Source organism: Aeromonas sp. SrichE-2G (genome assembly GCF_017939565.1).
Classification (GTDB): Bacteria; Pseudomonadota; Gammaproteobacteria; order Enterobacterales; family Aeromonadaceae; genus Aeromonas; species Aeromonas taiwanensis.
This window is the reverse complement of the sequence record NZ_JAGKRG010000004.1, coordinates 911,321-924,304: the sequence shown is the minus strand read 5'-3', so window position 1 is coordinate 924,304 and position 12,984 is coordinate 911,321. Positions and strand designations below refer to the sequence as shown.

Here is a 12,984-nt window from a genome sequence, read left to right as displayed (position 1 = left end):
CCTCATTCCGATCGCACTGACTTCACCTCGTACGGCAAAGGCGCACGCATGGCACACAAATCTCACTTTTCCCTGGACGTCGGATGGCAACTGCTGCTCAAAGACCTTGGCCTGCAATCCAGGCATGTCTTGCGCAGGGCCCTGCTGCCGGAAGACACGCTGTCGCGCGAAAATCACGGGTTGACCACGGATGAGTACTTCCGTTTCTGGCGGGCGCTGGAGCAGGAAGCCAATGACGTCCTGTTTCCCTTGCGACTCATCGAGACGGTTTCAAGCGAAGTCTTCAGCCCCCCCTTGTTTGCCGCTCTGTGCAGCCCGGATCTGATGCGGGCGGTTCAGCGGCTGGCCAAGTACAAGGCGCTCATCGCCCCCATGAGCCTCGAGATCACGGTGGGCTCCGGGGGGGAATTGACGCTCTCCCCCCGCTGGCAAGGAGGGCACACCGAGGTGCCGCTCTCCCTGCAGGTGGTGGAACTTGCCTTCTTTGTCCGGCTGGCCCAGATCGCCACACGTGAAGCGATCCATGCCGTGCGAGTGACACTGCCTGCACTCCCTGGCGGAAAGTCACTGCAGCGCTACGAGCGCTTCTTCGGCACCGCCATCACGTCAGGAGCCCCAGCCAGCATTACGTTTTCTGCCGTGGACGTGCTGCGCCCCTTTCTCACGAGCAACGAAGGAATGTGGCGAGCCTTCGAGCCCGAGCTGCGTCGTCAGCTGTGCGAGATGGACCCTGCCGCCACTACGGCGGAGCGGGTGCATGCCGTCCTGCTCGAACTCTTGCCAAGCAACTCGGCCACCATTGAGGTGGCAGCAAGCCGCCTGGGCATGAGCAAGAGAACCCTGCAACGCCGGCTGGAAGAGGAGGGGGAAAACTTTCGAGCCCTGGTCAGCGAGACGCGAAGAAGGCTCGCCTGCCACTACCTTGAGCACACCACGCTGTCTGGAGGGGAGATAGCCTTTCTGTTGGGTTTCGAAGATCCCAACTCCTTCTACCGCGCATTCCAGGATTGGACCGGGCGGACGCTGGAAAGCACTCGCCAGTCATATCGATTCAACTGAGGTCAGCCCCATGTCCACCCATCCCAATCCCCGTCGTGTGCTGCTCGCCGGGGCCACAGGGCTCGTCGGAGGCGAACTGCTTGACGCCCTGCTGCGTGACGAGACCGTCTGCGAGGTGCATGCCTTGAGTCGACGCGCCTTGGCTGTCAGCCACCCCAAACTCCAGACCCATCTCGTGGAGATGGACAACCTGCCCGATCTGCCCCGGATAGATGAAGCCTATCTGGCACTGGGAACCACCATCGCCGTCGCTGGCAGCCGGGAGGCATTTCGCGCCGTCGACTTCACGGCCAATCTGGCCGTCGCCAGGGCCGCGGTCAAGGCCGGTGCTCGCCGCATTGGGCTGGTCAGTGCCGCCGCCGCAGACCCGGGCTCTCGCCTCTTCTATCAGCGCGTGAAGGGGGAGCTCGAGGACGCCCTCAAGGCGCTGGATCTGGCCACACTGGTCATCGCCCGCCCCTCCTTGCTGCTGGATAAACGCACGCACCTGATGCAGCCGTTCCGGCTGGGAGAGTGGATGGCCATTCCCCTTGCCAGGCTGCTGGCGCCCATACTGCCGGACACCTATCAACCCGTCTTCGCCCGGCAAGTCGCCCTTGCGCTGCTAAACAAGGTGCCAACCGCGCAGGGCGTGGTGTCCCTGCCCTCCCACCTCATCGCCACGTTGACGCCTTGAGGATGCAAGCCCTGTTGTTGGCCATGAAAGGCATGCTGCTGTGGGCAGGCCTGCTGTCTGGCGTCACGTTGTCAGCCGCCTGCGTGCAGATGCCCGAGCGCCCCCGGACCTTCACTGGCACCTGGCTGGTCGATGGCTCCCTGGGGAAGACGCCGGTCACGCCCAGTCACCTCACCGCCCAGCCACCCCGCGTGGCTGTGGTGCTGGGAGGCGGTGGTCTGCGTGGCTATGCCCACATTGGCGTGCTGCAAGCCCTTGATGATGCAGGTATTCACCCTGACCTGATCGTGGGAACCTCCGTCGGCGCCATCATCGGGGCCGCGTACGCCTCTGGTTCATCAGCAGACCGGCTTTGGGAGCAGGCCAGTGATTTTGCCGTCTTCTCCCTGGCCGATCCGACTCTGGACGGCCCCGGATTCATCGAGGGGAAGGCTCTCTCGGACTGGGTCAATACCCTGGTGAGACAGTTGCCGATCGAAGACTTCCCTGTGCCATTTGCCGCGGTGGCAACGGATATCAACCTCGCCCTGCCCTATGTCATCACGGGCGGCAACACGGGAGAAGCCGTACGCGCCTCTGCGGCCATCCCCGGCATCTTTCTTCCGGTGAGCGCTGCGGGGCAGCCGCTCATCGACGGGGGCGTCACCTCCCTGGTTCCGGTGTTTGCCGCTCGCGCCCTGGGAGCCGACGTCGTCATCGCCGTGGATGTCTATTGCCATGGGCCGCGAGCTTTTCCCCGCACCGCCACGGCCATGTGGCTCAACGTCGCCCGGTTGCAGAGTTGCCTGCTCGCCGCCCCGGAAACCGCCTCCGCCGACGTGCTGATTGCCCCCGCAGTCACCCCCGCCGGCATGAACAGTCGCCAGGACAGGGAGACCCTCAGACGCCTGGGGTATGACGCCGCCGTCGCACTCCTGCCGTCAATGCGAGACAGGCTGGCGCAAAAGCAGTCAGCCTCGCTCAATGGCACGCCCCCTGGCCGCACTGACGCCGCCACGCACCTCACCGCAGCAGCCATGGGCCCCTCACCGCCGTGAGCGCCCGCCCCACAGACTGACGCGAATCAGAAGGGATGGCGCAGTTCGATGGCGTCATGGCGCCGTTTGCCAGAACCATGGCATCCCGAGTCGGATAAGGTATCGATACCGCAGGCAAGCCGCTTCTGGACACGCATGCGATTCATTTTGCTCGAGGATCTTCCATATGAACTCAAACGTTGTGCTCGTCACCGGCGCCTCCTCCGGTATCGGAGCGGCCACCGCCATGAAACTGAAGGCACTCGGGTTCACCGTGTATGCCGCGGCGCGGCGCATCGAACGCATGCAATCCCTGACCGACGCGGGGATCCGCGTCATCGCCATGGATGTGACCCAGGATGCGTCCATGCAGGCAGGAGTGGAGAGGATCATCGCCGAAGCCGGCCAGATCGACGTACTGGTCAACAATGCCGGGTATGGCTCCTACGGCTCGGTTGAAGACGTCTCCCTTGAGGAGGGCCGTGCCCAGTTCGACGTCAATGTGTTTGGCGCCGTCCGCCTCATCCAGCTGGTGCTGCCCCACATGCGTGCCCGACAGTCTGGCACCATAGTCAACATCACCTCCATGGGCGGCAAGATCCATACTCCGCTGGGCGCCTGGTACCACGGAACCAAGTTCGCGCTTGAGGCCATCAGCGATTGCCTTCGCATGGAGGTGGAACCCTTCGGCATCAAGGTGGTGGTGGTAGAGCCGGGTGGCATCAAGACCGAGTGGGCCGACATTGCCGCGCAGAAACTGCGCGAGGTCTCCGGCGACGGGCCATATGGCCACCAGGCCCTCCCCATGGCGGAGTCCATGATCGGACGCGCCAGCCGCGAGCGCCAGTCCCCGCCGGAACTCATCGCGGATACCATCGCCAAGGCGGTTCAGGCCCGCCGCCCCAAGACCCGCTATGCCGTTGGTTTTGGGGCCAGACCGATGATCTTCCTGCGCCGTTTGTTACCGGATCGCGCATTTGACCGCTTCATGCGCCTTGCCACAGGGATCCCGCACCAGCGAGGCTGACGCCTGTCGACCACACATCCGCCCCCATGCCGGCCGGTTGCACGGGCGAGAGATGGGCAACAAAAGGCCCGGCCGTCAGGCCAGGCCTTTTCCTCCCCTTGCCCCCTGATGGGGCAAGGGAGGCCCCTCTGCCCGCGCGCCCTTCCCCTGAGCCCCCTGGTCCGTTGCCACAAAATGGCGCAGCGCTGCCCGCCATGGGGTACCAGTCTGGTGCAAGGTGCCAACGCCCCTGATGACAGATATGTCATCCATATGATTTTTCTGCAAAAAATTACTGACACCCTCCTCGATAGCGACTCATTTGACTGGCACATCCCTTGCAAATCCAGATCCCAGGGACGTCACAAGGAGAGGTGCCTATGCTACCCATCAAGCCACCCGGACCCGGTTGCTACGACGAGATGCTGCTCGCCGACAGCCAGTTTCGCGATCACTACCACGCCTACCTGTCGTGGCTGCACCAGACCGACGAGAAGAGCATAGAACGCAAGCGCGAGGAGGCCGACCTGCTGTTTCGCCGGGTCGGCATCACCTTCAACGTCTACGGGGATGGGGACGGCGCCGAGCGCCTCATCCCGTTTGACAGCATTCCCCGCATCATTCCCGCCCGGGAGTGGCAACACCTGGATCTGGGGATCCGCCAGCGGGTCACCGCCCTCAACGCCTTCCTGCACGACATCTATCACGATCAGCGCATCCTGAAGGCGGGGGTGATCCCGGCCGCCCAGATCCTCGCCAACGCCCAGTACCAGCCCTGCATGCAGGGGGTCGACCTGCACCGGGACACCTATGTCCACATCACGGGGGTCGACATCATCCGCAACCACGACGGGGAGTACTATGTGCTGGAGGACAACCTGCGCACCCCCTCCGGGGTCTCCTACATGCTGGAGAACCGCAAGATGATGATGCGCCTCTTCCCGGAGCTGTTTCACAACCAGCCCATCGCCCCGGTGGAGCGCTACCCGGCCCTGTTGTTGCAGACCCTGCGCGAGAGCAGCCCGGTGGACAACCCCTGTGTGGTGGTGATGACCCCGGGCCGCTTCAACAGCGCCTACTTCGAGCACAGCTTCCTCGCCCAGCAGATGGGGGTGGAGCTGGTGGAGAGCGCGGATCTCGTGGTCAAGGATGGCCAGGTGCTGATGCGCACCACCACGGGGCTGAAAAGGGTGGATGTCATCTATCGCCGCATCGACGACGACTTCCTCGATCCCCTCGCCTTCAACCCGGACTCCCTCATCGGCGTGCCCGGGCTGCTCTCGGTCTACCGCGCCGGAGGCGTGGTGCTGGCCAACGCCATCGGCACCGGGGTGGCGGACGACAAGTCCATCTACCCCTATGTGCCCGAGATGATCCGCTTCTATCTGGGGGAGGAGCCCATCCTCAACAACGTGCCCACCTGGCAGTGCCGCGAGCCGGCGGCCCTCTCCCACGTGCTGGCCAATCTGGAGGAGCTGGTGGTCAAGGAGGTCCATGGCGCCGGCGGCTACGGCATGCTCATCGGCCCCTGTGCCAGCCGCGAGGAGCTGGCCCGTTTTCGCGAGCTGCTCAAGGCGCGCCCGGACAACTACATCGCCCAGCCGACCCTCTCCCTCTCCACCTGCCCGACCTTCGTCGACGCGGGCATCGCCCCCCGTCACATCGATCTGCGCCCCTTCGTCCTCACCGGGCAGGAGCTGCGTCTGGTGCCGGGAGGCCTGACCCGGGTCGCCCTCACCGAAGGCTCCCTGGTGGTCAACTCCTCCCAGGGCGGCGGCACCAAGGACACCTGGGTCATGGAGGGCAACCCATGCTGAGTCGCACCGCGAGTGAACTTTACTGGATGTCCCGCCACCTGGAGCGGGCGGAGAACACGGCGCGCATGCTGGACGTCACCCAGACCATGTCGCTCATGCCCTCCATCGACGCCGATCACAGCGAGCTGGTGGCCCCCCTCACCATCAGCGGCACCCACGAACCCTTCCTGGCCCGCTACGGCCAGGTGAACATGGAGAACCTGCTGCAGTTTTTCTGTTTCGACGAGGAGAACCCGGTCAGCATCTTCAGCTGCCTGCGCATGGCCAGGGACAACGCCCACGCCGTGCGGGGCAAGATCCCGGGGGAAGTGTGGGAGAGCATCAACGCCGCCTGGCTGGAGATCCGCCGGCGCCGCCAGGCGGGCCTCACCAGCGGCCAGGCCCAGGAGTTCTTCGACTGGATCAAGGAGCGCTCACACCAGTTCCGCGGCGCCACCTACGGCACCATGATGCGCGGTGACGTGCTCTGGTTCCTGCGCCTTGGCACCTTTATCGAGCGGGCCGACAACACGGCGCGCATCCTCACCGTCAAGTACCAGGTGATCCGGGAGGACGAGGACAGCGTGCGCGAGTTCTACCGCTGGAACGCCCTGCTGCGTTCGGTAGGCGCCTACGAGGCACACCAGACCCTCTACAAGACCCTCTCCCACGCCTCCATCGCCGAGCTGCTGATCCTGCGCAACGAGGTGCCCCGTTCCCTGCGCGCCTGTCTCGACGAGATGGAGCTCATCCTGGCCCAGATCGAGGGCAACGCCGGCCAGACGCCGCGCCGCCTCACCACCATACTCAACGCCCAGCTGACCTATGGCGCCATCGACGATGTCTTTGCCCGCGGCATGCAGGCCTATCTGAGGGATTTTCTCAGCGACATCGGCGCCATCGGCCAGAGCATTCACGCCGCCTACCTGGAGGTATTATGAGACTCATCATCGATCACCAGACCCGCTACCACTATGCCGACGTGGTACGCCACAGCACCCAGTATCTGCGCCTGACCCCCCACAGCTCCCCCCGCCAGCAGATCCTCTCCTGGCAACTGGAGCTGCCGGGGGAGGCGACCTGCACCACGGACGGCTACGGCAACATACTGCACGTGCTGAGCCTGGAGTCCCCTCACGAGGGGATCCTGATCCGCGCCCGGGGCGAGGTGGAGATCCGCGACGACGCCCCGGAGGGGGAAGAGCACTCCCTCATCTCCCCTCTGAGCTACCTGAGGCCCACCGCCCTCACCCACCCGACCCAGGCCCTGCGGGATCTCGCCCAATCCTGTCTGCCAGAGGAGCCCACCCTGGCCGATTTGCAGACCTTGATGGAGCGCATCCTGGCGCTGATGCCCTATCAGCCCGGCAGCACGGACGCCACCTTCAGCGCCGACGAGGCCCTCGCCTCCGGCAGCGGTGTCTGTCAGGACCACACCCATGTGTTCCTGACCTGCTGCCGTCACGCCGGCCTGCCGGCCCGGTACGTGAGCGGCTACCTCTACAGCCAGGACAACAGCCACGTGGCCATGCACGCCTGGGCCGAGGTGTGGATAGAGGCGCGCTGGCACACCTTTGACGTCACCAACCAGGCCTGCTCCCCCAGCGAGCATCTCAAGCTCGCGGTCGGCATGGACTATCTGGATGCCTGCCCGGTGCGCGGCGTGCGTTACGGCGGCGGGTGCGAGCAGTTGCAAAGCCACGCCAGCGTGACCCGCCTGGATGGGCAACAGCAATGAGACGCACAGTTCAGGCGGGAGCACTGCCATGACCTACTGTGTCGCCATGTGCCTGCAAGACGGCATGGTCTTCGCGTCCGATTCGCGCACCAATGCGGGGGTGGATCACATCGCCACCTTCCGCAAACTGCACCTCTTCACCGGGGAAGACAGGGTGATCGTGCTGCAAAGCGCGGGCAACCTGGCCACCACCCAGAGTGTCATCAGCCTGCTGACACAGGGGCAGGAGCTGCTCACCCTCCCCAGCCTCTACGAAGCCGCCGCCCTCATCGGCCAGACCATACGCGCCGTCATCAGCCGGGATGGGGGCCAGCAGCAGGGCCATGTCAACTTCGGTTGCAACATCCTGCTGGGGGGGCAGATCCGGGGGGAGCGCCACCGCCTGTTCCACATCTACCCGGAGGGCAACTTCATCGAGGCGAGCGCCGACACCCCCTACTTCCAGATAGGGGAGAGCAAGTACGGCAAACCCATCATAGATCGCATCATCACCTTCGAGACGCCGCTCCAGACCGCCATGCAGTGCGCCCTCATCTCCATCGACTCGACCCTGCGCAGCAACCTCTCGGTGGGGCTGCCCCTGGATGCCATGGTCTATCCCGAAGGGAGTTTCTCGGCGGCCAGCCTGCACCGCATCACGGAGCACAACCCCCACTTCCTGGCCTTGCGCAAGGCCTGGGGCGAGGGGCTGCAGCACCTGTTCCGGGGCCTGCCCCCCTTCCCTCTCTGACCCGGCCGGGCAGGCGCCAAGGCGCTTTCCCGGCCCCCTCTTTCCGGATATTCTTGCCTCCTTCCCCCTCGATGGAGTTTCCCATGCGCCGCTTCAACGTCATGCTCAATGGCAGCCGGTTGATGATGTTCCCCTTCTATGTCTGCATCCTTGTCTGTGTCGCCCTCCTGATGGTGAAGTTCGCCATGCAGCTCTATGCCCTGTGCCGCGACATCATCGACATTCACTACCTGGATCTCATCACCGGGGTGCTGACCCTGGTGGACTTCGTGCTGGTGGCCCAGATGCTGATCCTGGTGGCCATCTGCGGCTACGTGCAGTTCATCAAGACGCCGGAGCAGCGGGCGGCCCTCGGCGACAACTGGCTCAGCAAGATCAACTTCGCGTCCCTCAAACTCATCGTCATCAACTCCCTGGTCACCATCGCCGGCATCGAGGTGCTCAAGGCCTTCCTGACCGACGGTACCGGCAACGAGATCGAGATGAAGTGGTCCGTCATCGTCTTCCTGGCGTTCTCGGTGGCAGCCCTCATCTATGCGGTCACCGAACGGCTGGCGGATCACAAATAGCCCCCTTTTCATTCAGGATCTATTCATCAAGCACCGAATTGATAACTCTTTTCATTACCCTTTCCCCATTGTAAACTTGCTCGCCCCGGGCGGAACTGCCCGGGTGCTGGAGCACCCATGACAAGCCTCTCCCTCTCACCGCGACATGTCTGGCACTGGCTGGCCTATCACCATCAGGCCGCCGAGGGCGCACTCTACCTGATGTTTTTCTCCGGCCTGCTGCTGTGGGAGCCCCTGACCCCGACCTGGTCCCTGGCGCGCTGGAACCTGTTTCTCCACCTGGTGCTCTCGCTCTCCCTGTTTCCCCTGCTGTTCGGTGCCTTCTGGCTCTCCCATCGCAGCCTGCTGCGCAAGAGCCGCAAGCCTTTCCTGCGCACCACGGGGCGCATCATCGAAGGCCTGCTGCTAGTGTGCCTCGCCAGCGGCCTGCTGCTGGTGCTGCACGGCACCCCGGGCGACAGCCTCGGCAACCTCGCCAGCTGGGCCCACTGGCTGAGCGCCCTCGCCCTCGCTCCCCTGGTGCTGCGCCACGCCTGGCGCTGGACCATTTTGACATGGCGCGCCTGATCTTATGTTGAAGCTGCTGTTCTCCCTGATGTTCGCCGTCCTCTTGGTGGGGACCGCCTCGGCCCAGGAGATGGGCTCGGCCATGATTGCCTATGACGAGGGGCAAGCCCCTCGCCTGCTGGTGGCCAACCTGGGCGCGGGCTCCGTCACTCTGCTGGAGCGAGGCACCGGCAAGCGCCTCAAGGAGGCCCGCTTCGGGGGCGATCTGCGCCAGCTCGCCCGCGCCGAAGGCGGCACCCTGCTGGTGACCGACTACAGCGGCGATCGCCTGCTGCTGCTGGACGAAGATCTTGACCTCAAGAAGGCGATCCCCACCGGGCACAGACCCTACGGGGTCATCTACGATCCCAAGCGGCAGTGGTTCTGGGTCACGCTGTTCGAGGGGAGGCGCCTTCAGGCCTATGACACCGCGGGCAAGCTGCTGCTGGACGCCAGCACCGCCGAGACGCCCCGCGGGCTGGCATTGACCGACGACGATCGCCTGCTGCTGACCCACGCCATGACAGGCCAGCTCGCCATCTACGATCTCGCCAAGCTGGAGGGCGGCGCCAAGCAAGCCGTCCTGCCCACACCGCGCCTGATCACCCTGGCCGAGACCCACAGCGACACCCCGAGCGACTCTCAAGGCTTGCCGCGCCTGCTGGATGGCATCGCCCTCTCCCCCGATGGCCGAGAAGCCTGGCTGCCCCACGTGCTCTGGAGCTTCGACCACCCCTTCCAGTTTCAGAGCACCGTCTTCCCGGCGGTCTCCATCATCGATCTGGATGAGGAGAAAGAACGGGTCGATGAAAGAAAGCAGCTCTTCCTGCAGATCAACCTGCCGAGCGTCGGCAACCGCAGCCAGATCGTCTCCAATCCGTTCGCGGCGCGCTTCGCTGCCGACGGCAAGCGGGTCTACCTGACCCTGGCGGGCTCCGAAGATCTGCTGGTGTTCGACCTCTCCCGCAGCGGCAAATCCAACAGCAACCGCCACAGACGCAAGAAATTCCAGGGGGGCGCCAAGGCGACCCAGCTCCTGCGCCACCTGCCGGGACAGAACCCGCGCGACTTGCTTGTCGACGGCGAGCACATCCTGGTGCACAACGCCATGGGGCAGGATCTCACCCGTCTCAACACAGGCGGCAGCAGCCCCTTCGCCCGGGTCACCGTGGATCTGCCCCACTTCGCCAGGCTGGTGGCAGCCGATCCCCGACCCGAGCCCCTCAGGCGCGGCGAACGGCTGTTCAACCTCGGCAACACCGCGGCCAATAGCCGCTTCCCCATGGCCGGGGACAACTGGATGAGCTGCAACTCCTGCCACCTGGACGGGTTCAACTTCACCAACCGCCACCTGATGGCGGCCCATCGCCAGAAAAGCGCTGACAATGCCATCAACGGCCACGCCAACCTCGCCAACATGGTGGCGGGGGACTTTATCGGCGAATACCTGCGCATGACCCAGCAGACCCAGGGGGGCATGGGCCACGACGGTCGCGATGGCGCCGAGCCGGTCGACCCCGCGAGGCCCCAGCCCGAGGTACGGGCGATGATGGAGGAGCTGCACGCCTTCGTGACCAGTGATGGCAACCTCCCCTATCTCGCCAACTGGCTGCGCCTCGACGCCCCGAGAACCGATCCCGCCAAGGCGCCCACCACCCACCCGAAAGAGTGGCTCAACTCCGCCTCCTGCCAGAACTGCCACCAACAGGCGTTTGCGGACTGGAGCGAGAGCAACCACCGGCTGATGGGCAACTCCCACCCCTACTACAAGGTGGTGCAAGCGCTGGCGCGCGAAACAGAGGGCGAAGCCTTCGGTCAATGGTGCCAGGGTTGCCACATGCCCCAGCAGGTGCTGACCGGCCAGATGGATCTGCCCAAGGGTTCCCACATGCTCGAGCAGGGCGGCGCCTCGCTCATTGCCGCACACAAAGCAGGCGAGCCCGTGGTGGAAGAAGGGACCGGCTGCGTGCTCTGCCATCGCATCACCAAAGTGGAAGATGCGGGCGGCAACAGCGCCTTTACCGTGAATCTGAAAGACCGCGAGAGCTATGTGTTCGAGGATGCCCCGGGGGGAAGCCTCCAGCACTGGCTGGCAGAGCGGCAGATCAACGCCCGCCCCGCCATGCACAAAGCCTCCTACCAGAAGGATTTCTACCAGGATGCGGCCCTGTGCAAGTCGTGCCACAACGAGTTTGCCCCGGGCACCGGCGCCAATATCGTCAACACCTGGGACGAGTGGGAGAGCTCCAGCTTCGCCAAGGCGGAGGATCCCGCCAAGCGGCGCACCTGCATCGACTGCCATATGAACCCGGAGCCGGGCAACGGCGGCGCGCCGGTGGCCGGCCAGTCCACCGAAAACGGCACCATGAAAGAGCGGCTCTATCGCCACAACTTCACCGGCGCCCAGCACCAGCTGGTGGGACTGCGCAATCCCGCGCTCGAGCAGGAGAGCCTGGCGCTCTTGCGTTCCAGCGCTACCCTCTCCGCCCGCATTGAAAACCAGGGTGGCCAGCCCGCGCTGGTGGTGCGGGTCACCAACGTCGGCGCGGGCCACGCCCTGCCCACCGGGGTCGCCGATTTTCGCGAGCTCTGGCTGGAACTGACCGTCACCGACGCCAGAGGCCGCGTGGTACTTGCCAGCGGCCAGCCGGTGGACGGCGTCGTGCCCGATGATGCGCGACTGTTCAGAAAGGTGTTCGGCGATGCCGAGGGCAAGCCGGTGGGGCTCAAGTTCTGGCGCTACGCCAAACTGCTGGAAGACACCCGCATCCCGGCCGACGGCTGGCGCGATGAAGCCTGGCCGCTGCCAGCGGATGCCCAGGGGCCTTTCAAGACCGATATCAAACTCAATTTCCGCACCTACCCCAAGTGGGTCAGTGATGCGGTGCTCGCCGCCGAGCCGAGCTTGCCGGCGCCACCCATAGTGCAGCTCAACCGGTTGCAGCTCACCCTGCAATCCCTTCCCGTTACGCCCGACACGGAGCCTCGAACCTGATGTTTGCAAGTTTTCTCATTACCCTGCGCGAGGGGCTGGAAGCCTTCCTGCTGGTGGGCATCTGCCTCTCCTACCTCGCCAAGCTGGGGGCGAGCCGCCACAACAAGTTCATCTATCTGGGGGTCGTGCTCGGCCTCATCGCCTCCCTGGCCGTGGCCTTCCTGTTCCAGGTGGTGGTGAGCCAGTTCGAGAGCGAGCGCTACAACCACTTGCTGATGGCGGGGATCCTCATCTTCGCCACCCTGGTGCTCAGCTACATGGCGGTCTGGATGCAGAAGCAGGCCAAGTCCCAGGTGGGGGCCATGACGGCGCGCATCGACGCCGCCATCGACACCGGCAACCTGTTCGGTCTCGCCCTGCTCGCCTTCCTCGCCGTGATGCGCGAGGGGTTCGAGACGGTGCTCTTCTTCTCCGCCCTGGTCTACTCCGGGCAGGGGGTGGATCTGCACGAGGGGCTGATGGGGGCACTGGGGGGCCTGCTGCTCTCCATGGTGCTGGTGTGGGGGCTGCTGCGCTCCACCCGCAAGGTGGCCCTGGCCCCCTTCTTCCGCTGGACCGGCCTGCTCATCATCATCATCGCCGCCGGCCTGCTCTCCTCCGCCGTCAACATGCTGCAGGCGGCCGGCGTCATCACCCTCTGGACGACGCCTGTGTTCAACATCAGCCACATTCTCGACGATCAGGGCGTCTTCGGCACCTTCCTGCGGGCCCTGTTCGGCTACAATGCCTCACCGGCCGGCCTGCAGCTGGCGACCTGGCTGATCTATCTGGCGGTCTTCGTCACCCTCTGGCATCGCAACTACAGCCCAAAGCCTGCGCCGGTCGCCCAGGCTTGAGCCACCTTTTCAACACG

At 64.8% G+C, this 12,984-nt stretch carries 12 protein-coding genes; all 12 read left to right on the top strand.

Going from position 1 to position 12,984, the window contains the following annotated elements:
- The first annotated feature begins 48 nt into the window (after positions 1 to 48).
- Positions 49 to 1,059, top strand: coding sequence for an AraC family transcriptional regulator (locus J9885_RS06240; protein ID WP_210548465.1), 1,011 nt, complete (start codon positions 49 to 51; stop codon positions 1,057 to 1,059).
- Between the two features lie 10 nt (positions 1,060 to 1,069).
- Positions 1,070 to 1,735, top strand: a complete 666-nt coding sequence (locus J9885_RS06235) for an NAD(P)H-binding protein (protein ID WP_210548464.1) — start codon at positions 1,070 to 1,072, stop codon at positions 1,733 to 1,735.
- Between the two features lie 23 nt (positions 1,736 to 1,758).
- Positions 1,759 to 2,772 (top strand): patatin-like phospholipase family protein, encoded by a 1,014-nt coding sequence (locus J9885_RS06230; RefSeq protein WP_246876859.1) that lies wholly within the window; start codon positions 1,759 to 1,761, stop codon positions 2,770 to 2,772.
- Between the two features lie 166 nt (positions 2,773 to 2,938).
- Positions 2,939 to 3,778, top strand: coding sequence for an oxidoreductase (locus J9885_RS06225; RefSeq protein WP_210548462.1), 840 nt, complete (start codon positions 2,939 to 2,941; stop codon positions 3,776 to 3,778).
- Between the two features lie 359 nt (positions 3,779 to 4,137).
- On the top strand, positions 4,138 to 5,574 hold the full coding sequence (locus J9885_RS06220; RefSeq protein WP_134696790.1) for a circularly permuted type 2 ATP-grasp protein: 1,437 nt from the start codon (positions 4,138 to 4,140) through the stop codon (positions 5,572 to 5,574).
- Positions 5,568 to 6,494 carry an alpha-E domain-containing protein gene (locus J9885_RS06215; RefSeq protein ID WP_043761259.1) on the top strand — a complete coding sequence of 309 codons (927 nt, stop codon included), beginning with the start codon at positions 5,568 to 5,570 and terminating at the stop codon, positions 6,492 to 6,494. Before J9885_RS06220 ends, J9885_RS06215 begins: the two co-directional genes overlap by 7 nt.
- Positions 6,491 to 7,291, top strand: coding sequence for a transglutaminase family protein (locus J9885_RS06210; RefSeq protein ID WP_043761261.1), 801 nt, complete (start codon positions 6,491 to 6,493; stop codon positions 7,289 to 7,291). The genes J9885_RS06215 and J9885_RS06210 overlap by 4 nt, the downstream gene beginning before the upstream one ends.
- A gap of 28 nt (positions 7,292 to 7,319) precedes the next feature.
- Complete coding sequence (locus J9885_RS06205) at positions 7,320 to 8,021, top strand: peptidase (RefSeq protein WP_210548461.1); 702 nt, start codon at positions 7,320 to 7,322, stop codon at positions 8,019 to 8,021.
- Positions 8,022 to 8,104: 83 nt separating this feature from the next.
- On the top strand, positions 8,105 to 8,590 hold the full coding sequence (locus J9885_RS06200) for a YqhA family protein (RefSeq protein ID WP_043761265.1): 486 nt from the start codon (positions 8,105 to 8,107) through the stop codon (positions 8,588 to 8,590).
- A gap of 117 nt (positions 8,591 to 8,707) precedes the next feature.
- Positions 8,708 to 9,157, top strand: coding sequence for a hypothetical protein (locus J9885_RS06195; protein WP_210548460.1), 450 nt, complete (start codon positions 8,708 to 8,710; stop codon positions 9,155 to 9,157).
- A gap of 4 nt (positions 9,158 to 9,161) precedes the next feature.
- Positions 9,162 to 12,131 (top strand): hypothetical protein, encoded by a 2,970-nt coding sequence (locus J9885_RS06190; protein ID WP_210548459.1) that lies wholly within the window; start codon positions 9,162 to 9,164, stop codon positions 12,129 to 12,131.
- Complete coding sequence (locus tag J9885_RS06185) at positions 12,131 to 12,967, top strand: FTR1 family protein (protein ID WP_210548458.1); 837 nt, start codon at positions 12,131 to 12,133, stop codon at positions 12,965 to 12,967. The genes J9885_RS06190 and J9885_RS06185 overlap by 1 nt, the downstream gene beginning before the upstream one ends.
- Positions 12,968 to 12,984 lie beyond the last annotated feature (17 nt).